The following is a 25885-nucleotide window of genomic DNA, read 5'->3' as shown; positions in this document are numbered from 1 at the left end:
AGGGGCCGAGGGAGGCTCGGGAGACCGCGGCGGCGCGGGAGGCGACGCCGCTGGTGACGCTCGCCCGCAGGCTCCGGAGGCTCACATCTGACAGCTTCCGCCATCCGGCGACCCGGCGGGGACCCGGTGGCCCGTCCGGGGGAAGCCCCGCGTCCCCGGTGCCCACTGGCGTAGCGTCGACAGCACGCGTCCCCGTCATACCGCGGCCACCGCGCGGCCACTTTTCGACCAGCACACCCACCAGGACCGGCGACCCACGTGAGCTCCCCTTCTTCCGCCCGGCACATCCGGCACCCGTCGCACCATCAGGTACGACAGGGGACCCCGGGTGCCTACCGGCTGGTGCGCACCCCGCCGGCCCCGTTGGAGCCCCCTCGCTTGGACGCAGGTCAGCGCGCGGTGGTTGACCACCGGGGCGGACCGCTCCTCGTCCTGGCGGGGCCGGGCACCGGTAAGACCACCACGCTCGTGGAGGCCGTCGCCGCGCGCGTGGCCCGGGGCGCGGACCCCGCCCGGCTGCTGGTCCTCACCTTCAGCCGCAAGGCCGCGGTCGAGCTGCGCGACCGCATGGCGCTGCGCATAGGGGCCGCGCGCGCCCCGCAGGCCACGACGTTCCACTCGTTCTGCTACGCCCTTGTCAGGGCCCACCAGGACGCCGACCTGTTCGTCGAACCGCTGCGGCTCCTGTCGGGTCCCGAACAGGACGTGGCGGTACGTGAGCTGCTCGCGGGCCAGATCGACCTCGCGAAGGAAGGCCGCGGGCACGTCCGCTGGCCGGACGAACTGCGGGCCTGCCTCACCACCCGCGGCTTCGCCGACGAGGTGCGCGCGGTGCTCGCCCGCAGCCGCGAGCTGGGCCTCGGCCCGGCCGCCCTCGACGCCTTCGCCCGCCGCAGCGGCCGCCCCGACTGGGGAGCGGCGGCGGCCTTCCTCGCCGAGTACCTGGACGTACTCGACCTGCAAGGGGTGCTCGACTACGCGGAACTCGTGCACCGTGCGGTACTGCTCGCGCGCCGCCCCGAGGTGGCGCGGGCGCTGGGCGCGCGGTACGACGCCGTCTTCGTGGACGAGTACCAGGACACCGACCCGGCGCAGGTGCGGCTGCTGCACGCGCTCTCCGGGGGCGGCCGGACACTCGTCGCCTTCGGAGACCCCGACCAGTCGATCTACACCTTCCGGGGCGCCGATGTGAACGGCATCCTGGAGTTCCCGTACGACTTCCCGCGCGCGGACGGCACCCCGGCGCCGGTCGAGGTCCTGACGACGTCCCGCAGGTCGGGCGCACGGCTGCTCGCGGCCACCCGGCTGCTCACCCGCCGCATGCCGCTGACCAGGCTGCCCGCGGAGAAGGTGCGGGCCCACCGGGAGCTGACGCCGGTCAGGGACGGCGGCGGGGTCGAGGTGTACACGTACCCGACGGCCGGTACGGAACTCGACAACATCGCGGACATCCTGCGCCGCGCACACCTGGAGGACGGCGTTCCCTGGGGCGACATGGCGGTCCTGGTCCGCGCCGGCGCCCGCACGATCCCCGCGGTCCGCCGCAGCCTCAGCGCGGCGGGCGTCCCCCTGGAGATCGACGGCGACGACATCGCCCTCCGCCATGAGCCCGCCGTGACGCCGCTCTTGACGGCGCTTCGGGTGGTGGCCATGGCGGTGATCTCGGAGACGCCGGATGCGGAAGCGTCGGGTTCCGAGATGTCGGATTCGGAGACGTCAGGTTCCGAGATGTCGGGTTCGGAGACGTCGGGTTCGGAGACGTCGGGTTCCGAGGTGTCGGGTTCGGAGACCGAGGCGGACGCGGAGACCGAGGCGCCGTCCACTGCCGAAGCGGTGCCCGAAGCCGAAGCCGACGCGGACGCCGACACCGACGACGCCGGCACCGACGACGCAGACACAGAAGCGGACGCAGACACAGAAGCGGCCACGGACGTGAGCGCCGACACCGTCGTCCCCTCCTGGCTCGACACCGAGACCGCGCTGACCCTCCTGACCTCGCCCCTGGCCGGGATGGACGCCGCCGACCTGCGCCGTCTCGGCCGCGCCCTGCGCGAGGAGGAGCGCGCGGCGGGCAACCACCTGCCGCCGCCCTCCGACGAGCTGCTGGCCCGCGCCCTCGCCGAGCCGGAGCGGCTCGTCGCGCACGACCCTACGTACGCCCGGGGAGCCCAGCGGCTCGGCGCGCTGCTCCGCAAGGCCCGTGAGCGCCTCGCGGGCGGCGGCACGGCCGAAGAGGCGCTGTGGGAGCTGTGGGACGGCACACCGTGGCCCGGGCGCCTCGAACGCGCCGCGCGGCGCGGCGGCGCGGCGGGGCGCAACGCCGACCGCGACCTCGACGCGGTGTGCGCCCTGTTCGCCGCCGCGGCCCGCGCCGAGGAGCGCACCGGCGGCCGTGGCGCGCTCAACTTCCTGGAGGAGACCGAGGCGCAGGACATCGCCGCGGACACGCTCACGCGCCGCACGGCACGCCCCGACGCCGTGCGCCTGATGACCGCACACCGCTCCAAGGGCCTTGAGTGGCGCCTCGTCGTGGTCGCGGGCGTCCAGGAAGGACTCTGGCCCGACCTGCGCCGCCGAGGCTCCCTCCTGGAGGCGGACCGCATCGGCCGCGACGGTCTCGCCGAGCCGCTCACCCCCGGAGCGCTCCTCTCCGAAGAGCGGCGCCTTTTCTACGTGGCGGCCACGCGCGCGCGTGAACGCCTCGTCGTGACCGCGGTGAAGGCGCCCGCGGACGACGGCGACCAGCCCTCCCGCTTCCTCACCGAACTCGGCGTCGAGCCCAAGGACGTGACGGGCCGCCCCCGCCGCCCCCTGTCCGTCGCGGCGCTCGTCGCCGAGCTGCGCGCCACCACCGTCGACCCGCGCGTCTCGGAGACCCTGCGCGAGGCCGCGGCCCAGCGCCTGGCGCGCCTCGCCGCGCTCAGCGACGGCGACGGCCGTCCACTGGTGCCGTCCGCGCACCCCTACCGCTGGTGGGGCATGTACGAGCCGACGGCGAGCGAGGTCCCCCTCAGGGACCGTGACAAGCCCGTCGTGCTCTCCGGAAGCGCCCTGGACCAGCTGGCCAACACCTGCTCCCTGCAGTGGTTCCTGGGCCGCGAGGTGAAGGCGGACGCGCCCGCGACCGCCGCCCAGGGCTTCGGCAACGTAGTGCACGTCCTGGCCGACGAGGTCGCCTCCGGACGCACCCCCGCCGACCTCGCCGTCCTCATGGAGCGCCTCGACTCGGTGTGGGACGCGCTCGCCTTCGACGCCCCGTGGAAGTCGGCACAGGAGAAGGAGCACGCGCGCGTGGCGCTCGAACGCTTCCTCCAGTGGCACGTCGACTCCAACGGCGCCCGGGGGAGCCGCACACCCGTCGCCAGCGAGCACGGCTTCGACGTGACCCTCGAAGCGGGGCCCTACGAAGTACGCGTACGAGGCTCGATGGACCGCGTCGAACAGGACGCGGAAGGCCGTGCCTACGTAGTGGACTTCAAGACCGGCAAGCAGGCCCCGACCGCCGCCGAGGTCGCCCGCCATCCGCAGCTCGCCGTCTACCAGCTGGCGGTCCGCGAAGGCGCCGCCGACGAGGCCTTCGGAGGGGTGCGTCCCGAACCGGGCGGCGCGGAACTGGTGCAGCTGCGCCAGGGCGCCGCCAAGAAGAACGGCGGCGACACCCTCCCCAAGGTGCAGGCCCAGGAACCCCTCTCCGGGGAGTGGATCGGCGACCTCCTCGCGACGGCCGCGGGCAAGGTGCTCGACGAGCGCTTCACGCCCACCGCGGGTCAGCACTGCACGCACTGCGCCTTCCGCGCGTCGTGCAGCGCGCGCCCGGAGGGCCGCCACGTCGTGGAATGACTCGTTCCACTCCACCAGTGGGGATTGTCACGACGAGCCACCCGCAGGCACCGCACCCTCCCCAGCAATCTAAAGTCTCCGTAAAGACATGCTGTGCACCGGCTGGCGGTGCACCCTTTTCGAGGAGATACGCGCATATGGCAGCCAATAGGAAGCTCCTGGCAGTGGCCGCGGCCTGCGCCGCCGCCGTCATCGGTGTGGCGGGCTGCGGCAGCGAGGGCGACAAGGACCCCTTCGAGGGCATGAGCGCCGACAAGATCGCCGACAAGGCTTCCAAGGCTTCCAAGGACGCGGGCTCCTTCTCGATGAAGGGCCAGGTGAAGCAGGGCGGCGAGGTGAGCGACATCGAGTTCGCCGTCGCCGAGTCCGGGGACTGCAAGGGCACGATGGGCTCGTCGAAGAAGGGCACCGCCGACTTCCTCGCCTCCGGGAAGTTCTCGTACGTCAAGGCCGACGACAAGTTCTGGGAGGGCCAGGGCGGTGGCGCCACGGCCGAGCTCCTCAAGGGCCGTTGGGTGAAGACACCGAACAACAAGGGCGCGAGCCCCTGCAACCCGGACGACATGTTCAAGTCCGACAACCTCAAGAAGCTGAAGCGAGGGGACGACTCCGAGGTCGCGGGCAAGAAGGCCGCCGTCCTCACCCGCAAGAAGGGCTCCGAGACCACCACCTTCTACGTGGCCATGGAGGGCAAGCCCTACTTCCTGAAGGTCGTGAACAAGGGCGGTGACGGCCCGGGCACGGTGACCTTCAGCGACTACGGCAAGGCCGTCGACGTCAAGGCCCCGCCGGCCAGTGAGGTCGTGGACCCGGACAAGCTCTCGTCCGGTTCCTGACAGCTTCCCTGACGGTTCCTGATCCCACGCACCCCATGAGCGCGCGGTGGCCACTCGCATCCGGGCCCGCCCCGGTTGTCAGTGGCCACCGCTAGCCTCTCTCACGTGCCACCTCGTATCACCGACCCCGAGCAGCTCAAGGAGCTCCTGGGGATCCCGTTCACCCCGGAGCAGACGGCCTGCATCACCGCGCCGCCCGCCCCGCAGGTGATCGTGGCCGGAGCCGGCTCCGGCAAGACGACGGTGATGGCGGCGCGCGTGGTCTGGCTGGTCGGCACCGGCCAGGTCGCCCCCGAACAGGTCCTCGGACTGACGTTCACGAACAAGGCCGCGGGCGAGCTCGCCGAGCGCGTGCGCCAGGCGCTGATCAAGGCCGGGGTCACCGACCCGGAGGCCGTGGACCCGGACAATCCGCCGGGCGAGCCGGTCATCTCCACGTATCACGCCTTCGCGGGCCGCCTCCTGACCGACCACGGCCTGCGCATCGGCCTGGAGCCGACCTCCCGCCTCCTCGCCGACGCCACCCGCTTCCAGCTCGCCGCCCGCGTGCTGCGCGAGGCCCCCGGGCCCTATCCCGCGCTGACCCGGTCCTTCCCCGACCTCGTCAGCGACCTCCTCGCCCTCGACAGCGAGCTGGCGGAACATCTCGTACGCCCCGAGAGACTCCGCGCGTACGACACCGAACTGCTGCGCGCCCTGGACGGCGCGAAGCTCTCCAACGCCGATCTGCGCAAGATCCCGGAGACGGCGGCGGCCCGCCTGGAGCTGGCCGAGCTCGTCGGCGGGTACCGCGCGGCCAAGCGCTCACGCGACCTCCTCGACTTCGGCGACCAGATCGCCCTCTCCGCGACGCTCGCCCGCACCCGCGCGGAGGTCGGCGAGATCCTGCGGGACGAGTTCCGCGTCGTGCTCCTCGACGAGTACCAGGACACGTCGGTGGCCCAGCGCATCCTCCTGTCCGGTCTCTTCGGCGGCGGCACGGGCCACCCGGTGACCGCGGTCGGCGACCCCTGCCAGGCGATCTACGGCTGGCGCGGCGCCTCGGTGGCCAACCTCGACGACTTCCCCGAGCACTTCTCGTACGCCGACGGGCGCCCCGCCACGCGCCACGCGCTCAGCGAGAACCGCCGCAGCGGCGGCCGCCTCCTGGAGCTGGCCAACGGCCTCGCGGAGCCCCTGCGCGCGATGCACGCGGGCGTGGAGGCACTGCGGCCCGCGCCCGGCGCCGAGCGCGACGGCGTGGTGCGCTGCGCCCTGCTGCGCACGCACGCCGAGGAGATCGACTGGCTCGCCGACTCGATCGCCCACCTCGTCCGCACCGGCAAGGCCCCCGGTGAGATCGCCGTCCTGTGCCGCACGGCGACCGATTTCGCGGAGATCCAGGGCGCGCTCGTCGCCCGCGACATCCCCGTGGAGGTCGTCGGCCTCTCCGGGCTGCTCCACCTCCCGGAGGTCGCCGACCTCGTCGCCGTCTGCGAGGTCCTCCAGGACCCGGGGGCGAACGCCTCCCTGGTGCGGCTGCTCACGGGACCGCGCTGGCGGATCGGCGCCCGCGACCTCGCCCTCCTTGGCCGCCGCGCCCGCCTTCTCGTACGCCCCGGGCACACCGCCCCCGACGACCCCGACCGGCGCCTCGCGGAGGCCGTCGAGGGGGTCGACCCGGCCGAGGTGATATCGCTCGCGGACGCCCTGGACACCTTCCTGGAGTCGCCCCTCGACCCGGGCGACGCCTCCGGAAGGGACGACGGCCTGCCCTTCTCGGCGGACGCCAGGGTGCGTTTCGCCCGGCTCGCCGCCGAGCTGCGCGAGCTGCGCCGGTCGCTGTCCGACCCGCTGATGGACGTACTGCACCGCGTGCTCGCCGTGACCGGCCTGGAAGTGGAGCTCTCCGCGTCGCCGGGCGCCCTGGCGGCCCGCCGCCGCGAGACCCTGTCGAACTTCCTGGACGTCGCAGCGTCCTTCGCCGCGAACGACAACGGCGCGTCGCTGCTCGCCTTCCTCGGCTTCCTGCGCACCGCCGCGCAGTACGAGAAGGGCCTCGACAACGCCCTGCCGGGCGGCGAGAACACCGTCAAGGTGCTCACCGCCCACAAGTCCAAGGGCCTGGAGTGGGACGTCGTCGCCGTCCCCGGCCTGGTCGACGGAGTCTTCCCGAGCGCACAGGGCCGCGAGAAGTGGACCGCCCAGGCCAAGGTCGTCCCGCACGAACTGCGTGGCGACGCGGCCACCCTGCCCGACATCGACGCGTGGGACGCCAAGGGCATGAAGGCCTTCCACGAAGCCATGAAGGACCACCAGCGCACCGAGGAACTCCGCCTCGGGTACGTCACCTTCACCCGCCCCCGCTCCCTGCTCCTGGGCTCGGGCCACTGGTGGGGCCCCTCCCAGAAGAAGCCGCGCGGCCCCTCGGACTTCCTGTGGGCCCTGCACGACCACTGCGCGGCGGGCCACGGCGAGACCGAGGTCTGGGCGGACGAACCGGCCGAGGACGAGGAGAACCCCGCCCTGGGCGAGGCGACCGCCGACCACGCGTGGCCGCTCCCGCTGGACGACGACTCCCTGGCCCGCCGCCGCGCCGCCGCCCGAACCGTCCTCGACCACCTGGAGCGCCTGACGGGGGAGGGCGCACGGGAGCTCGCCCGCTCCCACGAAGAGGCCCACCCTTCGGCGTACGACGATGTTCCCCCGGCCGACGACCCGGAGTGGCCGCCCCCTCCGGAGGACGAAGACGTCCCCTACGAAGAGGCTCCCTACGACGGCGTTCCCTACGGAGACGCCGACTTCCCCGACGCCGACCCGGCGGACTGGGACTCCCTGGCGACGGAGCGCCCGACGATCCCGCACCCCGCGGACGCCCCCGAGACGGAAAGCGGCCCGCAGCCCGAGACCGCTACGACCGGCCACGCACGCGTGGCGCTCCCCGCACAGCCCTCCGAGGCGCGCCCGCACCCCGCCGAGCGCGCCCGCGTCCCGGACACTCGCCTGACCCCCGAGGAGACCCGCGCCCTCACCTCCGAGGAGGCCCGCACCCTCGCCTCCTGGGACCGTGATCTGGACGCCCTCACCGGAGAGCTTCTGCGCGCCCGCGAGGCCGTCAGGGACATCCCCGTGCCGCCGTCGCTCACCGCGTCCGAGCTGATGCGCCTGGCCGCCGACCCCGACGGCTTCGCCAAGGACCTCGCCCGGCCCATGCCCCGCCCACCGCAGCCGGCAGCCCGCCGCGGCACCCGCTTCCACGCCTGGGTCGAGTCCCGCTTCGAAGAGCTCACCCTGCCGATGCTCGCCCCCGAGGACCTGCCCGGCGGCGGCCCGGACGAGGCGGAGATCGCCGACGAACGCGACCTGGAAGCCCTCAAGGAAGCCTTCGAGCGCACCGAGTACGCCCGCCGCACGCCCCACCGTGTCGAGGTGCCCTTCCAGTTCGTCATCGCCAACCGTGTGATCCGGGGGCGCATCGACGCCGTCTACAAGGAAGGTGACGGAGACGACACGACGTACGAGATCGTCGACTGGAAGACCAGCCGCACCCACAGCGCCGACCCCCTCCAGCTCGCTGTCTACCGCCTCGCCTGGGCCGAACAGCAAGGCGTCCCTCCGGAGGCGGTGAAGGCCGCCTTCCTCTATGTGCGCAGCGGGGAGACCGCCCGCCCCAGGGACCTCCCGGGCCGCGCCGATCTCGAACGCCTCCTGCTCGGGGAACCGCCGCACGAGGCCACCCCGGACGGCGGATAGGCTCGTGACCATGAGCGAGACACCGGACAGCGCCGTCCGTACGTACATCGAGGACCACCGTGCCGCCTTCCTGGAGGACCTCGCGGAGTGGCTGCGCATCCCGTCCGTGTCGGCGCAGCCCGACCACGCCGGGGACGTGCGCCGCAGTGCCGAGTGGCTCGCCGCCCAGCTCAAGGAGACCGGCTTCCCGACCGCGGAGGTCTGGCAGACCCCGGGAGCGCCCGCCGTCTTCGCCGAGTGGCCCTCGGGCGACCCGCAGGCCCCCACCGTCCTCGTCTACGGCCACCACGACGTCCAGCCCGCGGCCCGCGAGGACGGCTGGAACACCGATCCCTTCGAGCCCGTCGTCCAAGGGAACCGCCTCCACGCGCGCGGGGCGGCCGACGACAAGGGCCAGGTCTTCTTCCACACCCTCGGGGTCCGCGCCCACCTCGCCGCCACCGGCCGCACCGCCCCGGCCGTGAACCTGAAGCTGCTCATCGAGGGCGAGGAGGAGTCCGGCTCCCCGCACTTCCGTGAGCTCATCGAGGCCCACAAGGACCGCGTCGCCGCCGACGCGGTGATCGTCTCCGACACCGGCATGTGGTCGCAGGACACCCCGACCGTCTGCACCGGCATGCGCGGCCTCGCGGAGTGCGAGATCGTGCTGCACGGCCCCGACCAGGACATCCACTCCGGCTCCTTCGGCGGCGCGGTGCCGAACCCCGCCACCGAGGTCGCCCGCCTGGTCGCCGCCCTCCACGACGAGCACGCGCGCGTGGCGATCCCCGGCTTCTACGAAGGCATCACGGAACTCACCGACCGCGAGCGCGAACTCTTCGCCGAGCTGCCCTTCGACGAGGAGGGCTGGCTGCGTACGGCCAAGTCGCACGCCACTCGCGGAGAGGCGGGATACACCACCCTGGAGCGCGTCTGGGCCCGCCCCACCGCCGAGGTCAACGGCATCGGCGGCGGCTATCAGGGAGCGGGCAGCAAGACGGTCGTTCCGTCGTCCGCCCTGGTGAAGCTCTCGTTCCGGCTGGTCGCCGGCCAGGACCTGGAGCACGTGGAGAACGCCGTGCGAGCATGGGCCGCCGATCGCATCCCCGCCGGAATCCGCCACACCGTCACCTTCAGCCCCGGCACCCGCCCGTGTCTGACCCCGCTGGACCACCCGGCCCTGCAGTCCGTGGTCCGTGCGATGGGTCGCGCCTTCGAGCAGCCGATCCGCTTCACGCGCGAGGGCGGCTCAGGACCGGCGGCCGACCTTCAGGACGTCCTCGCCGCACCCGTGCTCTTCCTCGGCATCTCCATCCCGTCCGACGGTTGGCACGCGCCGAACGAGAAGGTCGAGATCGACCTGCTCCTCAAGGGTGTGGAGACGACCGCCTACCTGTGGGGCGACCTCGCGGAGAACTGGCGCGATGCACACTGACAGTCCCCGGAACGCCGAGCACGTCCTGCCGCACGCCCTGCTGAGCCACCCATTCCATCGGGGGAGTTGGAAGCACCTGTGACCACCTGGACCGACCGCACCGCAGACCGTCCCGTCTCGCTGACCGCGCCGAGCGGCATCGACCGCGCGGCCCACCACCGCATGGACGAGGCGTGGCTCGCCGCAGCCTGGAGCCACCCGACGACGCGGGTCTTCGTCGTGTCCGGCGGTCAGGTGCTCATCGACGAGACCCCCGAGGGCCGCACCGAGCTGGTGACGACCCCGTCCTTCGAGGCGCCGCTCACCGAGGAGCACCGGTACTTCCTGGGCACGGACGACGACGGCGTCAGCTACTTCGCGCTCCAGAAGGACACCCTGCCGGGCCGCATGGACCAGTCGGCGCGCCCCGCCGGACTGCGCGAGGCGGGGCTGCTGCTCTCACCCCGCGACGCGGGTCTGATGGTGCACGCCGTGGCCCTGGAGAACTGGCAGCGCCTGCACCGCTTCTGCTCGCGCTGCGGTGAGCGCACCGTCATCGCCGCCGCCGGCCACATCCGCCGCTGCCAGGCGTGCGGCGCCGAGCACTACCCGCGCACGGACCCCGCCGTGATCATGGCGGTCAGGGACAGCGAGGACCGCATCCTCCTCGGCCGCCAGGTGCACTGGCCCGAAGGGCGCTTCTCGACCCTCGCGGGCTTCGTCGAGCCGGGAGAGTCCATCGAGCAGTCGGTGCGGCGCGAGGTCTTCGAGGAGGCGGGCATCACGGTCGGCGACGTCGAGTACGTCGCGAGCCAGCCGTGGCCGTTCCCCTCCAGCCTGATGCTGGGCTTCATGGCCGACGCGACCTCTTCGGAGATCAACGTCGACGGTGAGGAGATCCACGAGGCCCGCTGGTTCTCCCGGGAAGACCTGCGGGCCGCATTCGAGTCCGGGGAGGTCCTGCCTCCCTTCGGCATCTCGATTGCGGCCCGGCTGATCGAGCTCTGGTACGGCAAGCCCCTGCCGAAGCCGGGGACCGTGGGCTGAGCCCTTCCGGCTCCGTCCCTCAGACGGTCAGCTTCTGCTTGACCTGCGCCAGCGAGGGGTTCGTGAGGGTCGAGCCGTCCGGGAAGAGAACGGTGGGAACCGTCTGGTTTCCGCCGTTCGCCTTCTCGACGAAGGCCGCCGAGTCGGGGTCCTGCTCGATGTTGATCTCGGTGTACGCGATGCCCTCGCGGTCCATCTGGCCCTTGAGGCGTCGGCAGTAGCCGCACCACGTGGTGCTGTACATCGTCACAGTGCCCGGCATGTCTCTCGTGCTCCTTCGTCGCTCTGGGTACGTCATCGGGGACGTCATCGTCGCAATGAGACGAACGTACGTGACCCGGCCGCCATTCCCGTATTAGTACGACCGCAGACGCCCGCCTGTGGACAACCGACTCACCCGCCCCCGGCGACCTGGCAGCATGAAGGGGTGACATCAGCAACGCACTCCCCCCTCTTCCCGCAGGTCCCGGACTCGGCCGACGCGGTGCTCGCCGGGCTTGACCCCGAGCAGCGCGAAGTGGCCACCGCCCTGCACGGGCCGGTGTGCGTCCTCGCGGGCGCCGGCACGGGCAAGACGCGGGCGATCACCCACCGGATCGCCTATGGGGTGCGCGCCGGAATCCTCCAGCCCGCCAGCGTGCTGGCCGTCACGTTCACCAACCGCGCCGCGGGCGAGATGCGCGGCCGCCTCCGCCAGCTGGGCGCCTCCGGCGTCCAGGCCCGCACCTTCCACTCCGCGGCCCTGCGTCAGCTCCAGTTCTTCTGGCCGAAAGCAGTCGGTGGATCCCTGCCCAGGATCGTCGACCGCAAGATCAAGCTCGTCGCGGACGCGGCCGCCGCCTGCCGCATCCGCCTGGACCGCAACGAACTGCGCGATCTGACCAGCGAGATCGAATGGTCCAAGGTCACCCAGACCGTCCCGGCGGACTATGCGGCGGCCGCCGCCAAATCCGGCCGCGACGTCCCCCGCGACCCCGCCGAGACCGCCCAGCTGTACGCGGCGTACGAGGACCTCAAGCGCGACCGCGCCGTCATCGACTTCGAGGACGTCCTGCTCCTCGCCGTCGGCATCCTTCAGGACCGGCACGACATCGCCGAGCAGGTCCGCACCCAGTACCAGCACTTCGTGGTCGACGAGTACCAGGACGTGAGCCCCCTTCAGCAGCGCCTCCTGGAGCTCTGGCTCGGCGACCGCGACAGCCTCTGCGTCGTCGGCGACGCCAGCCAGACCATCTACTCCTTCACCGGCGCGACCCCGGACCACCTGCTGAACTTCCGCGCCCGCCACCCGGGAGCGACGGTCGTCAAGCTGGTCCGTGACTACCGCTCCACCCCCCAGGTGGTCCACCTCGCCAACGGCCTGCTCTCCCAGGCCCGCGGCCGCGCCGCCGACCACCGCCTGGAGCTGATCTCCCAGCGCGAGCCCGGAGCGGAACCGATCTACACCGAGTACGTGGACGAGCCGACCGAGGCCGAAGGCGCCGCCCGCCGCATCCGGGCCCTCCTCGCCGACGGCGTCCCCGCCAGCGAGATCGCGGTCCTCTTCCGCACGAACTCCCAGTCGGAGATCTACGAACAGGCCCTCGCCGACGCGGGCGTGCCCTACCAGCTGCGCGGCGCCGAGCGGTTCTTCGAGCGCACCGAGGTCCGCGAAGCCGGCGCGGCCCTGCGTGGAGCCGCCCGCTTCGGGGGCAACGACGCACTCCTGGACGACGTGGTCGACCTGCCCTCCCAGGTGCGGGCCGTGCTCTCGACCAAGGGCTGGACGAACCAGCCCCCGGCCGGCTCGGGCGCGGTCCGTGACCGCTGGGAGTCCCTGGCCGCGCTGGTGCGCCTCGCCGAGGACTTCGCGCGGGCCAAGCCGGGGGCGACGCTCGCCGACCTCGTGGCCGAGCTCGACGAGCGGGCGAACGCCCAGCACGCGCCCGCCGTCGAGGGCGTCACGCTCGCCTCGCTCCACGCGGCCAAGGGCCTGGAGTGGGACGCCGTGTTCCTCGTCGGCCTCGCCGAGGGCATGATGCCGATCACCTACGCCAAGACCGACGAGCAGATCGAGGAGGAGCGCCGTCTCCTCTATGTGGGAGTGACCCGGGCCCGCGTCCACCTCTCGCTCTCCTGGGCCCTGTCCCGCTCGCCGGGCGGCCGTCCGAACCGCCGCCCCAGCCGTTTCCTCGACGGCCTGCGCCCGGGCTCCGGGGCAGGCGCCGCGGGCCGCGCCGCGGGTGGCGGCCCCGGCGGCGTCGAGCGCGGCACCGCCGGCGAGGCCACCGGCACGGTGGTCGGCCGCCGCCAGCGCAAGAACCGTGCCCCGGCCCGGTGCCGGGTCTGTGGCCGGACCCTCACCGAAGCAGGCGAGATGAAGCTGATGAGGTGCGAGGACTGCCCGTCCGACATGGACGAGGGGCTCTACGAACGGTTGCGGGAGTGGCGATCCGACCAGGCGAGGCAGTTGGGGCAGCCCGCGTACTGCGTCTTCACGGACAAGACCTTGATCGCCATCGCGGAGGCCGTACCGGACGACGAGGGCGAGCTGGCGCGGATTCCCGGGGTCGGCGTCCGCAAGTATCACCGCTTCGGCGCCGAGGTCCTTGCCATTTGTGCTGGTCAGGAGCGTGTAAGGGGCGCCGATGACGAATGATTCAAACTCGTCGAAAAAATAGTTTGCGCATGCGCAAGGAAGACCCATAGGTTCTTAAGCACAGGAACAGCGGCTTCTCCGAAGCCCTGGTCCTGTGCTGTACTTGTCAGTCCGCAGGATCGGTTCCGGTCGATCCCCCAGACGCCGAGAGGAGGCGAATTCCAGTGATCAGCATCGACGAGAGCTTCATCAGCACCGCCAAAATGACCGATCGCTCGGTCGTCGCTTCCTGCCTGCTCGGCTTCTCGAACCAGGGCACCGGTCTGTCCGGCGGCACCCCCGCCATGCGTCCGCTGTCCGCCCTGCCTCTCGCCGGTCTCTCCATTCGCGAGGCCAATGAGGGCAATGAGCGACCGACCAAGGCACCGGAAGCAGCAGTAGCGGAGGCGCAGGCCCATGCCTATGCCTCTGCGGCGGCCGGTGCCGGATTCCGGAAGCAGACGACGCAGCACCACACGATGTGGGCCTTCCGTGGGCTCGAACCCTGGAGTGATCCAGTCTGATCCTCGATCAGACAGGCGCCTTCCAGGGCCGCGGAACCCCACCCGGGATCCGCGGCCCTTCTGTTTTCCCCGAAACAGGGAGACAGGACGAAGGGGCCAAGAGCAAGACCCGGTACCAGCCGCCAACCGGCCGACCCAGGCCGGCACGACCAGACGAGGAAAACACCACCGTGCAACTCGAAGCGCACGCCCCGTCCGTACCGCCTTCACAGACGATCTCCCCGCCCACACCCACGGAGGACCCGACCTTGACCCCCCTGACCGCGCTCACCGCGCTCGACGACGCCATCGAGAACCTCGGCGTACCCGTCCCCTGCCGTGCCTACGACCCCGAGGTCTTCTTCGCGGAGTCCCCGGCCGACGTCGAGTACGCCAAGTCGCTCTGCCGCACCTGCCCGCTGATGGAGGCCTGCCTCGCCGGCGCCAAGGAGCGGCGTGAGCCGTGGGGTGTCTGGGGCGGCGAGCTGTTCGTCCAGGGTGTTGTCGTCGCCCGCAAGCGGCCCCGTGGCCGCCCGCGCAAGAACCCGGTCGTCGCATGAGGACCGCCGGAACCATCGACCGCCCCCTGACGCACGACCCCAAGAAACAGGCCCCGATGAAGGCAGCCACCAGCGAGCCCGCGGGCTCCGCCACCCGAGACTTCGCCACCACCGGCGCGCACGCCTCGCGCCAGAACAGGACCCGAGAGATGCAACTCATCCCAGAAGCCATGGCTCGCGCGCATATGCGCGAACGACTGCGTGAGGCCGAGGCGCAACGCCCGGCCGCGCGCCTGATGGCGGCCCGCCGCATGCAGCGCCGCGCGGAGCGCGCCTCGCTGCGTGCCCGGCGCGCGCTTGCCATGGCGGTCATGCAGTAAAGCCGCGAACGCGGCTCGGCACGACGACAGAGATACGACGGGGGGCCGGTCCGAACGGACCGGCCCCCGCGGTGCGTCCGCTCACGCCTCCACTACCGCGTCGCCCTCCTCCGCTTCCGCCTCCTCCGTCTCAGTCTCCGGCACGAAGCCGGGCAGCCACTCCTCCAGCTCGGCCCGCATCCTGACCGTCGCGCCCAGTTGGCACAGCACCCCGATCGTGCTCAGCGTCACACGGTGTATCAGGAGATACGACGGTGGAAGGTTCAGCCGCTTGCCCAGCTGGTAGGCGGGGGAGCGAGGATCGGCCACCCGGGCCGCCTGGCTGCGCATCCAGCCCCGGGTGAAGGTGAACTCCTCCACCAGCATCGGCTCGATGATCGGCAGGAGGTAGTCGAGCACCGCGTCCGGTTCAAGATCGACGGACTCCTTGACGAAGCCCTCCTCGCACAACATGTCGTAGACCGCGTCGGCCTCGCCGTCCAGCGTCATCCGCAGGGATGCGCCGATGGTCGAGGGCAGTCCGCCCGGCAGCCGGTCCACCGTGCCGAAGTCCAGGACACCGAGCCGCCAGCCGTCCTTCTCGTCGGGCAGCAGGCGGAAGTTGCCGGGGTGCGGGTCGGCGTGCAGCAGCCCCGTGCGCGCCGGGCCCGAGAAGAGGAAACGGGCCAGAAGCTGGCCCGCCCGGTCGCGCTGCTCCTGGGTGCCGTCCGCGATCACCTCCGACAGGGGTGTCCCGTCGATCCACTCCGTGACCAGGACCTGGTCGCTCTGGTGCACCACCGCGGGCACCACCACGTCGGGGTCGTCGGCGAACTCCCGGGCGTGCGCGTCCTGTGCCTGCGCCTCCAGGCCGTAGTCCAGCTCTTCCGACACCCGGTCGCGCAGCTCCGTGATGAGCGGCTTGATGTCCATCCCGGGGATCAGCGGCCCCAGGAGTCGGGCGAACCGGCTGAGTTGGGTGAGGTCGGAAAGCAGCGCCTCGCCCGCTCCCGGGTACTGCACCTTGACCGCGACCTCGCGCCCGTCCTCCCAGACCGCCCGGTGCACCTGACCGATCGACGCGGCGGCCGCGGGCTTGTTCTCGAACTCCAGGAAATGGTCGCGCCAGTCCTCACCGAGCCGCTCCGCGAGCACGGAGTGCACGGTGCTCGTCGGCATCGGCGGCGCCGCTTCCTGCAGCTTCGTCAGCGCCGCGCGATAGGGGCCCGCGACCTCCTCGGGCAGGGCCGACTCGAAGACGGACATGGCCTGCCCGAACTTCATCGCGCCGCCCTTGAGCTCGCCAAGGACCTTGAACAGCTGCTCCGCCGTGCGCTGTTGCAGCTCACGGCCGACGATCTCCGCCGACTTGCCCCCGATCCGCTTGCCGAGCCCCCAGGTCGCGCGTCCCGCGAAGCCGAGCGGCAGCGCGGCCAGTTTGGCGGTTCGGGTGACCGCCTTCCGGGGAAGATCAGACATGCGCCCCTCCAAGTCCCAGACAGCCACGCCTTCTCAGGCGGTTACCCGGCCATTGTTGCGTGCTGCTCCAAGTCCGTGGTGAGCCGATCCCCCTTAACGCGCGCACCAGCCCCGCAAGGGCAGCTGGGATGCGGCCGAACCGGACGCGCGTGCCAGTCGAATCCCGGGACGGACCCCTCCCAGCGGACACCCGCGCAGGCCGACGAAACTCCGTCGAGAAAGGCGAGAGCATGCCCCGCGACCAGCCCGGCGACCGACGTCGACAGGGCCAGGTCGCACGCGGGCACGTGCCGGGCGCGCCCCGAGCGCCACTGGGCCAGCATCCGGGCCCAGGTGGGATCGCGGTCCGCGCGCCGGCGGAAGAGACAGCCCGCGCAGGCGGTCGACCCGGGCAGGATCAAGGGGCCCACCACGCCCGTCCCTTCGATCACCCCGGCGTAGAGATGGGGTGTGCCCGCTTCCAGGAGGCCCTCGGCGGCGGCCGGGTCGGGGGCGTACGCGTCCAGGCCGTCGCGCGGGGCGATGATCACCAGGGACAGCCCTGCTTCTCCCGCCGGTGGCGAGGACTGCCGGGGCGGCCGGTCGGGCGCCGACTGCCGCACGAGCCGGCGCGCGGTCGTGTCCCGCCGGTTCCCGATCGCCTCGGCCGGCAAGCCGCCCGGCGCGACGTCCCAAGGCTCCACATGACCACCGTCGAGGACGTCGACCCGACCCACGCCCGCGCCCGCGAGGACCGAGGCCACGACGGCCCCCACCCGCCCGGCACCCTGGACGCGCACGCGCATGACCCGGCGCGCCGCCAGCTTCTCGATCGCTTCTCCCGGCTCGGAGGAGAGAAGCGACAGCGAGGCCAGGTCGGCCCGCAGCCGGTCCATGGGCCCGCTCCGCTTGCGCAGGGCGTCGGCCGCCGGGCCGCCGCCCGTCGAGTCGTCGAGCAGGCCGGCCCGCGACAACTCCTCCATCAGCCGGTCCACATGCCCGTCGGGCAGGCCCATCCGCTTGGCCTCCTCGCGCAGGAGCGGCAACCCGCGAGTACCGTCCACCAGCGTCAGGAAGCTGCTCGTCGCGGTGTCCATCGGGCCGAGCACCAAGGCATGCGCTGGGGCCACCCCGAACTGCACGGTGCTCAGGTCACGCCAGCCGCGCCGCAGCGCGGGCTTCACGGTCGGATGCATGGTCGTCCCCCGTCGTCCGGCCGACGCGGTCCCGTCCGCCGCGCCGATCGAATGCCAGAATGCCCGCCCCGCCGAATGCCCGCGTCGCGTTGTCCACAGGCAGGGGATACTTGTCGTACTAATCCGCCTGTCCGCGCTGATGCACCGTCGTACTGGTCGAACGACCGGGGAGCGGATCGACGCCGAACCGTCCCGGAGTCGGGACTTCCCCCGCACCCAGCGGGTAACGTCGGGGCGTGCCCGCCGACCCGTCCTCTCGCGTCGCTGCGGAGACCTCAGCGCGTCGCGCCGGAACTCCGCAGCGCAGCACGACCAGTCCGCCGCCGTCCGGCGCGGTGGCCAGCGCGGTCGAGGTCAGACGCAGTGCCCGTCGGCGCAGAACGGTCTCGGCGTACCGCGAGGGAGACCGCACCGTCGTCCTCATCCCCGCCCGCATGTCCGAGGCGGAGGAGCAGCGCTGGGTCAATGTGATGCTCGACAAACTGGCGGCGCAGGAGAGCAAACGGCTTCTCGGTGACGCGGAGCTGTCCGAGCGCGCCGAGCAGCTGTCCGAGCAGTACTTCGACGGCCGTGCCAGACCCGCATCCGTTCGCTGGGTCACGAACCAGAACACCCGCTGGGGCTCCTGCACCCCGTCGGAGGGCAGCATCCGCCTTTCGCACCGACTGCAGGGCATGCCGGAGTACGTCGTGGACTACGTCCTCGTCCACGAGCTGGCCCACCTCCTGGTCCCCGGGCACGGGCCGCGCTTCTGGCGCCTCTTGGAGGCCTATCCGCGCACGGAGCGGGCCAGGGGCTACCTCGAAGGGGTGGTCGCGGCCGGTCGGCTGCCCCATCTTCCCGCCGCCCGCGAGGAGTGAACGTCCGCCCCGTCCCACGGTTGTGTAGCGGCTCTGTACCGGCTTGGCTCGCTGTCGGACTTTGCGGTTAGCCTGACGCGACGCATTCACATTCGGGATGGGGGACGGTCGTTACGTATGGCCAGGGAATTCCAACGCGGCCACAAGGCCAAGATCAGTGACCTCACCGCGGGGACCGATCTGTACGTAGGTGTGCAGATCGCGGCTCCCGGACTGGGCTTCGACATCAGCTGCTTCGGCCTGGACGCGAGCGAACAACTCTCGGACGACCGCTACTTCATCTTCTTCAACCAGCCGAAGTCGCCCGAGGAGTCGATCCAGCTCCTCGGCGCCCAGGCGGGCGACACCGAGTCCTTCCGCGTCACGCTCGACCGCATCCCGCAGCAGATCCAGCGGCTGTCGTTCACGGCGACGATCGACGGCGCCGGACAGATGTCGCAGGTCGCCTCCGGATACATCCGTATCGTCGCGGGCGGCGAGGAAGTGGCCCGCTACGCCTTCAACGGCGCGGAGTTCTCCACGGAGCGCGCCGTCATGCTGGGCGACTTCTACCTGAAGGACGTCTGGCGGTTCGCCGCGATCGGCCAGGGCTTCGACGGCGGGCTCGACGCCCTCCTGAAGAACTTCGGCGGCGAGGTCGCCGAGGAGGAGCCCGCGCCCGCCCAGCCGCAGGCCGCCGCGCCCTCCTTCGCGCCGCCCGCCCAGGTCTCGGCGCCGCCCGCGTTCGGCGCCCCCGCAGCCGCCGCTCCCGCTCCCACCCCGGCACCCGCCCCGGCTCCCGCGCAGCACTTCGCGCCGCCGCAGGGCGCCACTCCGCCCCCGGCACCCGCCCCCGCCGACCCGCAGGTACACGCCGCGCAGACCATCGTGGCCCCGGTGAACCAGCCGCCGGGCGCCGCGATGCCGCCCCCGCCGGCCCCCACGCCGTACGGTCAGCCCGGCCAGCAGCCTCCGCGGCAGCCGCAGTACGGCCAGGTGCCGGGCCAGCAGACCCAGGCCCCGCTGCCTCCCGGTTACGGCCAGCAGCCCGCCGCCCCGCTGCCGCCCGGCTACGGTCAGCAGCCTCAGAGCGGGCAGTTTCCCGGGCAGCCCCAGGCACCGCGGGGAGCCCCGCAAGGCGCCGCTCCCCAGGGCGCCGGTGTTGCCGCGGCTCTCCAGAAGTACCGCGAAGCGCCCACCGGCCGGCGCTGGACGCAGCAGAACGAGAAGCTGATCCGCGTCGACCTCGGCGTCGCCGACCAGCCGATCCTCGCCCGCCAGGGCAGCATGGTGCTCTACCAGGGCAAGGTCGAGTTCGGCTACAAGGGCGCGGGCTTCGCGGGACGCATCGTGGGCAACGCCACCGGCCAGGAGATGCAGCTGATGCGCTGCTCCGGCCGCGGCCAGGTCTTCCTCGCCGAGGAGGGCACCCACCTGCACCCCATCGAGCTCCAGGGCGACGCGATCTGCGTCTCCGCGGAGAACGTCCTCGCCTTTGACGAGTCCCTCCAGCACGAGGTGCGCAGGATCGAGGGCCACGGCATCCCCGGCGGCGCGCTGTTCGTCATGCAGTTCCAGGGCACCGGCACGGTCATCGTGAAGACCCACGGCGTGCCTGTCGTGCTGCCCGTCACGCCGACGACGTTCGCCGACTGTCACGCCGTGGTCGCCTGGTCGGCCGCCGCACAGGCGATCGTTTCCAGCCAGGTCCGGATGCGCAGCAACGCCTACGCGGGCTCCACGGGGGAGAGCGTGAACCTCCAGTTCCGTGGCGCGCCCGGCAATTTCATCGTCGTCCAGCCGTACGAGGTCTGAGGGAGCCCGTCATGAATCAGCAGCTCGCGGGCTTCGCTCCCGCACCCGTAGCCACCCGCATGGAGAACCACGGCCACCACATGGTCAAGGTGGCCATGCAGACCGGCAACGACCTCTTCGCGCGCGTGGGCTCGATGGTCGCCTATGAAGGGTTCGTGCAGTACGAGCCGAATCCGCCCGCCGTCCGTCAGGTCGCGCGCGAGTGGATGACCGGCGAGGGCGCGCCCTTGATGAAGTGCGCCGGAGACGGCCTGCTCTACCTCGCCGACTACGGAGCGGACGTCGTCGTCATCAATCTGGCGGGCGATGCCCTCTCGGTGAACGGCACCAACCTGCTCGCCTTCGACGCGTCCCTCCAGTGGGGCGTCGAGCGGGTCAAGGGCCTCGCCAAGTTCGCCGGGCAGGGCCTGTGGAACATCAAGATCTCCGGCCAGGGCTGGGTCGCGCTGACCTCCCGGGGCACTCCCGTCGTCGTCGACTGCGGTCGCGGCGAGGACGAGACGTACGTGGATCCGGACGCCCTCATCGCCTGGTCGCCGAACCTCAAGGTGAAGGGCAAGCGCAGTTTCAAGGCCGGCTCCCTCATCGGGCGCGGCAGCGGCGAGGCCTACCAGATGGGCTTCTCCGGAGAGGGCATCGTCGTCGTACAGCCCAGCGAGGACAGCACCGACCGTCTCCGAGCACGGGGCTGAGGGGAAGCGACACACCATGCAGAGCCCACTTTTCGCGCACGCCGAGCAGCAGACCCAGGAGCGCTACTCCGTCCAGAACCCGCAGCTGCTGCGGGTCGCCCTGGACGGGCACGACGACGTCCTGGCCCGCAAGGGCGCCATGGTCGCCTACCAGGGGCTGATCGAGTTCGACGCCGAGTACCAGAGCCAGGGCAACCAGCGTGCCCGCGCGCACACCGGCGAGGGTCTGGACCTGATGCGCTGCCACGGCCAGGGCACCGTCCATCTCGCCAACCTCGCGCAGTACATCCACGTAGTGGATGTGGACCAGGACGGCCTGACCGTGGACAGCAGCTATGTCCTCGCGATGGACTCGTCGCTGACCCACCAGGTCATCGCCGTGGACAGTCAGTACGGCATCTCCGGCTCCGGCAAGTACCAGCTCAACATCTCCGGGCGCGGCAAGGTCGCCCTGATGACGTCGGGCCAGCCGCTGATGCTCCAGGTCACGCCCGACCGGTACGTCAACGCGGACGCGGACGCCATCGTCGCCTGGTCCAACGGCCTGCGGGTGCAGATGCAGGCGCAGACCCACTCCTCGGGCGTCTGGCGGCGCCGGGGCAACACCGGTGAGGGCTGGGAGCTGAGCTTCATGGGGCAGGGCTACGCGCTCGTCCAGCCCAGCGAGATGCTGCCGCCGCAGAACGCGGTCATCGGGCGGGGCGCCCAGGCGCAGCTCGGGGTGGGCCAGCAAGGTGCCCGGGGGCAGAACCAGGGCAACGTCTGGAGTTGAGCGCTCCGGTGGGCTGCTGGACGCGGGGAACCGCGGGCCGGATGTGGCTGGTCGCGCCGTTCCCCGCGCCCCTTTGGGGCGCGCCCCAAAGGGCGCTCTACAGCCGCGCCCTCGTCGCCTCCACCAGGTGTACGACCGACTCGTCGGCTACATCCGCCACCTGGTCGTAGGCGAACCAGCGCAGGTCCAGTGACTCGTCGCTGATCGCCTCGACGGCGTCCTCGGGGGCGAGCGCGGCGTACTGCACGTCCAGATGCCACGTGCACGGCCCCGGGATCGGGTGCCGGTCCAGGCGGACGGGGCCGCCCGGAACCAGCGTCAGACCCGGCACGCCGGACTCCTCGGTGGCCTCGCGGAGCGCGGCCCCGGCCAGCGACGTGTCGCCCGGCTCGCAGTGGCCGCCCATCTGAAGCCACATCCGCAGCTTCTTGTGCAGGGTCAGCAGCACCCGGCCGCGGGAGGGGTCGACGACCAAGGCGCTCGCCGTCACATGGCCCGCGGTGCAGGCCTTCCACATGCCGTCCTCGCCGTGCGCGGACAGGTGGTCCAGGTAGAGCTGGCGCAGCTCCACCTGCTCGTCGTACCCCTTCAGTACGAGAACGGCGTCGTCGTAGAGGCTCACTTACCGCCGTCCTCCGGGGACTGGTCGTCGCCCTCGTCCTTCGTGAGGTCCGGCTTCGTGGAGGAGCCGCCGCCCGCCGCCTCGCCGAGCATCTTGTCCAGCTCGGAGAAGTCCATCTGCTCGCGGTGGACGAAGCCGTCCGGGTCGTCCAGGTCGGATGCCGTCGGCAGCATGTCCGGGTGCTCCCACAGGCCGTCGCGGCCGTCGACACCGCGCGCGTCCGTGAGCGAGGCCCACAGGCGCGAGGCGTCCCGCAGGCGGCGCGGGCGCAGCTCCAGGCCGATCAGCGTGGCGAACGTCTGCTCCGCGGGGCCGCCCGACGCGCGGCGGCGGCGCAGCGTCTCCCGGAGGGCGTCGGCGGACGACAGGCGGGGCTTGGCCGCCGCGTGCACCACGGCGTCCACCCAGCCCTCGACGAGCGCGAGAGCCGTCTCCAGGCGGGCCAGGGCGGCCTTCTGGGCCGGGGTGTCCTCCGGCTGGAACATGCCCTGCTGGAGGGCCTCCTGCAACTGCTCGGGGTTCTGCGGGTCGAGCTGGCCGACGACGTCCTCCAGCTTGGCCGTGTCGACCTTGATCCCGCGGGCGTACCCCTCGACGGCGCCGAACAGATGCGAGCGCAGCCACGGCACGTGGGCGAAGAGCCGCTGGTGGGCGGCCTCGCGCAGCGCCAGATAGAGGCGCACCTCGTCCTTGTCGACGCCCAGGTCCTTGCCGAACGTCTCGATGTTCACCGGGAGCAGCGCGGCCTTGCCGGAGGGGCCCAGCGGCAGACCGATGTCGGTGGAGCCGACGACCTCGCCGGCGAGCACGCCCACGGCCTGCCCGATCTGCTGGCCGAACATGGCGCCCCCCATGGAGCGCATCATGCCGATCAGCGGGCCCGCCATGGCCTGCATCTCCTCGGGGAGCACGTCGCCCATGGCGAGGCCCACGCGCTCGGCGACCGGGTCGACGAGCTCCTTCCACACCGGAAGGGTCGCCTCGACCCATTCGGCGCGGCTCCACGCCACGGCCGTGCCGGACCCGGACGGCAGCGACGTCGCGTCGTCCAGCCACAGGTCGGCCAGGCGCACGGCCTCCTCGACGGCGGAGCGCTCGGCCGGACCGACGCTGGCGTCCTTGATGCCGTCCGCCGTGCCCTGGGACACGGTCTGGCGGGCGATGTCCTTGGCCATGTCCCAGTTCACCGGGCCGCCCTCGTACGAGAGCATCTGGCCGAGCTGCTGGAACGCGGCACCCAGGTCGTTCGGGTTCATCGAACCGAACATCGCGGCGAACGGGTTGTCACCGCCGCCGGGGCCGCCTGCTCCGGGGAAGCCCCCGAAACCGAACGGGTTCGCGGGGCCGCCGGCGCCCTGTCCCCCGCGCTGTCCCTCTCCAGGGGATTCCTTCTTCTTGCCCTCGTCGCCGTCTTCCGGCTCCTCCGGCGGAAGGCCGAATCCGAATGGGGTGTCACTCACGGGATTCCTCGGCTCGTCAGGCCGCCGGTATCGTTCCGGCGGCGGCTGCCCTACAACACCACCCAGCGTAGACACCATGACGGGATCGGGCCTCGGTGCTTCGCCGACAGATGGCCTGCGGCAGGATGGATGCCACCTGGTACGTACGCGTCATTCGCGTTCGTACTGAAGACAACCGCTGGAGACGCCCGGTGAGTTCCCCAGATCCACAGGTTCGCGCAGCGCGAAACCCGTCAACCCCGGCGCCCGCCCGTGGGCCCGTAGTCGCCGTCACCGGCGCCGCCTCCGGCGTGGGCGCGCTGCTGACCGAGCGCCTTGCCGCTTCGGAGGAGATCAAGCAGGTCATCGCCATCGACGAGCGACGGGGCGACTGCTCGCAGGTCCAGTGGCACATTCTGGACGTGCGGGACCCGGCGATCGCCGAGAAGTTGCGTGGCGCGGACGTCGTGGTGCACCTGGCGCTCGATCTCGACCTGGAGACCGACGGCGCCGCCCGCACCGCGTACAACGTACGCGGCACCCAGACCGTCCTGACCGCCGCGGCCGCCGCGGGCGTGCACCGCGTGGTCCTGTGCACCTCGGCGATGGTCTACGGAGCGCTGCCCGAGAACGAACTGCCCCTCTCCGAAGACGCCGAACTGCGTGCGACCGCCGAGGCCACCGGCGTCGGCGACCTCCTGGAGGTCGAGCGGCTCGCCCGCAGAGCGCCCCGCGCGCACCCGGGCCTCAACGTCACCGTCGTACGGCCCGCGACCCTCGTGGGAGGCACGGACACGGCTCTCACCCGCTACTTCGAGTCGCCGCGACTCCTGGTCGTGGCGGGCTCCCGGCCCGCCTGGCAGTTCTGCCACGTCGAGGACCTGTGCAGCGCCCTGGAGTACGCCGTCCTGGAGAAGGTCGACGGTGAGCTGGCCGTCGGCTGCGAAGGCTGGCTGGAGCAGGAGGAGGTCGAGGAGCTCAGCGGCATCCGCCGCATGGAGCTGCCGTCGGCGGTCGCGCTCGGCGCCGCCGCCCGGCTGCACCGCATCGGCCTCACCCCGTCCCCGGCCGGCGATCTCGCGTACACCATGTATCCCTGGGTGGTCAGCGTCAGCCGGCTGCACGACGCCGGGTGGCGGCCGCGGTGGACCAACGAAGAGGTGCTCGCGGAGCTGCTCGAAGAGGTCTCCGGGCGGCGGACCGTGGCCGGACGGCGTCTCGGCCGCAAGGACGCGACGGCGGCGGGGGCCGCGGGGGCGACGGTCGCGCTGCTCGGCGCGGCGGCCGTGGTGCGCAGGGCACGGAAGGCGCGGCGGCGGATCTGAGCCTCGCGGGCCGTCGCTCTGTAGGGAACTCCAAGGCGCCACGCGCGCGTGCCGGGCGAAAGGTCTATTCCGTGATGTCCGTGCCGTGCGGCACCATGGCCGTATGGCACGCACCACGATGGACCACCCCGGCGAGCAGGCCGCTCAGGACCCGATCCGCCTCCTCGCGATCCGCGACACCCCGCTCTCCCTGGACGAGGTCTTCCGGGCCGTCGGCGATGACTCGGCGGGCGGCACGGCGCTCTTCGTGGGGACAGTGCGCGACCACGACGGCGGCACGGACGTCGACGAGCTGGGCTATTCGACGCATCCCACCGCCGAGGCCGAGATGCGGCGGGTGGCCGAGCGGGTCGCCGCCGAGTACCCGGTGCGCGCCCTGGCCGCCGTGCACCGCGTCGGTGACCTCGCGGTCGGCGACCTCGCGGTGGTCGTGGCCGTCTCCTGCCCGCACCGCGCCGAGGCCTTCGACGCCTGCCGCAAGCTCATCGACGACCTCAAGCACGAGGTGCCGATCTGGAAGCACCAGCGGTTCTCCGACGGCAAGGAGGAGTGGGTCGGCGCCTGTTGAGGCGAGGGGGACGCCGGGGCCGATTGGCCCATGCGGCTCGGGTTGCGTAACCCGACCCCTGCCGTGAGCGTTGACCATGCGGATGGTTAATCTGCTGATCAGTCAGTTGCGGTCGCACACGGGGTCGGGAGGTCGACATGGCATCACTTGCCTGGTTGCTGATTCCGCTGCTGGCGGCCGTCGGTGCGGGCCTGTGGGGCGGCTGGGCCGCCCGCAACCGCAGGTCGGGCAGGACCGGCGACGCCCTGGAACTCAACGGCTACGCCGCCTTCCGCGAGGCGATGGAGAAGTCCCGCTCCCGTACGTGACGCCCTCGTACGGACCGGCCCCAC

The 25885-nt window shown here is 72.0% G+C and carries 21 protein-coding genes; 16 read left to right on the top strand and 5 right to left on the bottom strand.

Annotated features, from left to right (window positions below):
• The first annotated feature begins 258 nt into the window (after positions 1-258).
• The 5 genes from ACWDZ7_RS06025 to nudC all read left to right on the top strand — a co-directional run bounded on the left by ACWDZ7_RS06025 (position 259) and on the right by nudC (position 10848).
• Positions 259-3840 carry a UvrD-helicase domain-containing protein gene (locus tag ACWDZ7_RS06025; RefSeq protein ID WP_451795186.1) on the top strand — a complete coding sequence of 1194 codons (3582 nt, stop codon included), beginning with the start codon at positions 259-261 and terminating at the stop codon, positions 3838-3840.
• A 137-nt stretch (positions 3841-3977) separates the two neighbouring features.
• The gene (locus ACWDZ7_RS06020; RefSeq protein WP_451512667.1) at positions 3978-4676 is read left to right on the top strand and encodes a hypothetical protein; all 699 of its coding nucleotides are present in this window, start codon (positions 3978-3980) and stop codon (positions 4674-4676) included.
• Positions 4677-4781: 105 nt separating this feature from the next.
• Positions 4782-8408 carry a UvrD-helicase domain-containing protein gene (locus tag ACWDZ7_RS06015; RefSeq protein ID WP_451795184.1) on the top strand — a complete coding sequence of 1209 codons (3627 nt, stop codon included), beginning with the start codon at positions 4782-4784 and terminating at the stop codon, positions 8406-8408.
• A 10-nt stretch (positions 8409-8418) separates the two neighbouring features.
• Complete coding sequence (locus ACWDZ7_RS06010; protein ID WP_451795183.1) at positions 8419-9822, top strand: dipeptidase; 1404 nt, start codon at positions 8419-8421, stop codon at positions 9820-9822.
• A gap of 78 nt (positions 9823-9900) precedes the next feature.
• On the top strand, positions 9901-10848 hold the full coding sequence (gene nudC, locus ACWDZ7_RS06005; protein ID WP_451795182.1) for an NAD(+) diphosphatase: 948 nt from the start codon (positions 9901-9903) through the stop codon (positions 10846-10848).
• Between the two features lie 19 nt (positions 10849-10867).
• On the opposite strand, the gene ACWDZ7_RS06000 is transcribed toward nudC, so the two are convergent.
• Complete coding sequence (locus ACWDZ7_RS06000; protein ID WP_451795181.1) at positions 10868-11110, bottom strand: mycoredoxin; 243 nt, start codon at positions 11108-11110, stop codon at positions 10868-10870.
• 84 nt (positions 11111-11194) lie between these two features.
• Here ACWDZ7_RS06000 and ACWDZ7_RS05995 point away from each other — a divergent pair, with 84 nt between their 5' ends.
• The 4 genes from ACWDZ7_RS05995 to ACWDZ7_RS05980 all read left to right on the top strand — a co-directional run bounded on the left by ACWDZ7_RS05995 (position 11195) and on the right by ACWDZ7_RS05980 (position 14848).
• Positions 11195-13486: an ATP-dependent DNA helicase UvrD2 gene (locus tag ACWDZ7_RS05995; RefSeq protein ID WP_451795377.1), complete on the top strand. Its 2292-nt coding sequence runs from the start codon at positions 11195-11197 to the stop codon at positions 13484-13486.
• 164 nt (positions 13487-13650) lie between these two features.
• Positions 13651-13989, top strand: coding sequence for a hypothetical protein (locus tag ACWDZ7_RS05990; RefSeq protein WP_451795180.1), 339 nt, complete (start codon positions 13651-13653; stop codon positions 13987-13989).
• Between the two features lie 170 nt (positions 13990-14159).
• Positions 14160-14528, top strand: a complete 369-nt coding sequence (locus tag ACWDZ7_RS05985; protein ID WP_451512673.1) for a WhiB family transcriptional regulator — start codon at positions 14160-14162, stop codon at positions 14526-14528.
• A complete protein-coding gene (locus ACWDZ7_RS05980; RefSeq protein ID WP_451795179.1) occupies positions 14525-14848 on the top strand; it encodes a hypothetical protein in 324 nt (107 codons plus the stop codon). The genes ACWDZ7_RS05985 and ACWDZ7_RS05980 overlap by 4 nt, the downstream gene beginning before the upstream one ends.
• Before the next feature lie 81 nt (positions 14849-14929).
• Here the strand turns inward: ACWDZ7_RS05980 and ACWDZ7_RS05975 are convergent, their stop codons facing one another.
• Together ACWDZ7_RS05975 and ACWDZ7_RS05970 are read right to left on the bottom strand one after the other, a co-directional pair.
• Positions 14930-16306, bottom strand: coding sequence for an ABC1 kinase family protein (locus ACWDZ7_RS05975; protein WP_451795177.1), 1377 nt, complete (start codon positions 16304-16306; stop codon positions 14930-14932).
• Between the two features lie 41 nt (positions 16307-16347).
• Positions 16348-17481: a TOMM precursor leader peptide-binding protein gene (locus ACWDZ7_RS05970; RefSeq protein ID WP_451795175.1), complete on the bottom strand. Its 1134-nt coding sequence runs from the start codon at positions 17479-17481 to the stop codon at positions 16348-16350.
• A gap of 236 nt (positions 17482-17717) precedes the next feature.
• Between ACWDZ7_RS05970 and ACWDZ7_RS05965 the strand changes: the two genes are divergently transcribed.
• From ACWDZ7_RS05965 to ACWDZ7_RS05950, 4 genes are all read left to right on the top strand, one after another.
• Positions 17718-18341, top strand: coding sequence for a M48 metallopeptidase family protein (locus ACWDZ7_RS05965; RefSeq protein WP_451795173.1), 624 nt, complete (start codon positions 17718-17720; stop codon positions 18339-18341).
• Between the two features lie 117 nt (positions 18342-18458).
• Positions 18459-20135: a TerD family protein gene (locus tag ACWDZ7_RS05960; RefSeq protein ID WP_451795172.1), complete on the top strand. Its 1677-nt coding sequence runs from the start codon at positions 18459-18461 to the stop codon at positions 20133-20135.
• Positions 20136-20146: 11 nt separating this feature from the next.
• Positions 20147-20827 (top strand): AIM24 family protein, encoded by a 681-nt coding sequence (locus tag ACWDZ7_RS05955; protein ID WP_451795170.1) that lies wholly within the window; start codon positions 20147-20149, stop codon positions 20825-20827.
• 16 nt (positions 20828-20843) lie between these two features.
• The gene (locus tag ACWDZ7_RS05950; RefSeq protein ID WP_451795169.1) at positions 20844-21599 is read left to right on the top strand and encodes an AIM24 family protein; all 756 of its coding nucleotides are present in this window, start codon (positions 20844-20846) and stop codon (positions 21597-21599) included.
• 97 nt (positions 21600-21696) lie between these two features.
• Here the strand turns inward: ACWDZ7_RS05950 and ACWDZ7_RS05945 are convergent, their stop codons facing one another.
• Both ACWDZ7_RS05945 and ACWDZ7_RS05940 read right to left on the bottom strand, forming a co-directional pair.
• Positions 21697-22221 carry an NUDIX hydrolase gene (locus ACWDZ7_RS05945; RefSeq protein ID WP_451795167.1) on the bottom strand — a complete coding sequence of 175 codons (525 nt, stop codon included), beginning with the start codon at positions 22219-22221 and terminating at the stop codon, positions 21697-21699.
• Positions 22218-23681 carry a zinc-dependent metalloprotease gene (locus ACWDZ7_RS05940; RefSeq protein WP_451795165.1) on the bottom strand — a complete coding sequence of 488 codons (1464 nt, stop codon included), beginning with the start codon at positions 23679-23681 and terminating at the stop codon, positions 22218-22220. Before ACWDZ7_RS05940 ends, ACWDZ7_RS05945 begins: the two co-directional genes overlap by 4 nt.
• 191 nt (positions 23682-23872) lie before the next feature.
• Between ACWDZ7_RS05940 and ACWDZ7_RS05935 the strand changes: the two genes are divergently transcribed.
• From ACWDZ7_RS05935 to ACWDZ7_RS05925, 3 genes are all read left to right on the top strand, one after another.
• On the top strand, positions 23873-24985 hold the full coding sequence (locus tag ACWDZ7_RS05935; protein WP_451512683.1) for an SDR family oxidoreductase: 1113 nt from the start codon (positions 23873-23875) through the stop codon (positions 24983-24985).
• Positions 24986-25088: 103 nt separating this feature from the next.
• Positions 25089-25553 (top strand): molybdenum cofactor biosynthesis protein MoaE, encoded by a 465-nt coding sequence (locus ACWDZ7_RS05930; RefSeq protein ID WP_451795164.1) that lies wholly within the window; start codon positions 25089-25091, stop codon positions 25551-25553.
• Between the two features lie 137 nt (positions 25554-25690).
• Positions 25691-25861, top strand: a complete 171-nt coding sequence (locus ACWDZ7_RS05925; RefSeq protein WP_451795163.1) for a hypothetical protein — start codon at positions 25691-25693, stop codon at positions 25859-25861.
• Positions 25862-25885 lie beyond the last annotated feature (24 nt).

It is taken from the genome of Streptomyces sp. NPDC003032, from assembly GCF_053591415.1.
Note: the sequence above shows the minus strand (reverse complement) of the source record. Positions and strands in the feature narration are given on the sequence as shown.

What these genes read in the sequence shown, in the direction of transcription:
- ACWDZ7_RS06020 (WP_451512667.1), top strand. Translation starts at nt 3,978, where the DNA reads ATGGCAGCCAATAGGAAGCTCCTGGCAGTGGCCGCGGCCTGCGCCGCC.
- ACWDZ7_RS06010 (WP_451795183.1), top strand. Translation starts at nt 8,419, where the DNA reads ATGAGCGAGACACCGGACAGCGCCGTCCGTACGTACATCGAGGACCAC.
- ACWDZ7_RS06000 (WP_451795181.1), bottom strand. Translation starts at nt 11,110, where the DNA reads ATGCCGGGCACTGTGACGATGTACAGCACCACGTGGTGCGGCTACTGC.
- ACWDZ7_RS05980 (WP_451795179.1), top strand. Translation starts at nt 14,525, where the DNA reads ATGAGGACCGCCGGAACCATCGACCGCCCCCTGACGCACGACCCCAAG.
- ACWDZ7_RS05975 (WP_451795177.1), bottom strand. Translation starts at nt 16,306, where the DNA reads ATGTCTGATCTTCCCCGGAAGGCGGTCACCCGAACCGCCAAACTGGCC.
- ACWDZ7_RS05970 (WP_451795175.1), bottom strand. Translation starts at nt 17,481, where the DNA reads ATGCATCCGACCGTGAAGCCCGCGCTGCGGCGCGGCTGGCGTGACCTG.
- ACWDZ7_RS05960 (WP_451795172.1), top strand. Translation starts at nt 18,459, where the DNA reads ATGGCCAGGGAATTCCAACGCGGCCACAAGGCCAAGATCAGTGACCTC.
- ACWDZ7_RS05955 (WP_451795170.1), top strand. Translation starts at nt 20,147, where the DNA reads ATGAATCAGCAGCTCGCGGGCTTCGCTCCCGCACCCGTAGCCACCCGC.
- ACWDZ7_RS05950 (WP_451795169.1), top strand. Translation starts at nt 20,844, where the DNA reads ATGCAGAGCCCACTTTTCGCGCACGCCGAGCAGCAGACCCAGGAGCGC.
- ACWDZ7_RS05930 (WP_451795164.1), top strand. Translation starts at nt 25,089, where the DNA reads ATGGCACGCACCACGATGGACCACCCCGGCGAGCAGGCCGCTCAGGAC.
- ACWDZ7_RS05925 (WP_451795163.1), top strand. Translation starts at nt 25,691, where the DNA reads ATGGCATCACTTGCCTGGTTGCTGATTCCGCTGCTGGCGGCCGTCGGT.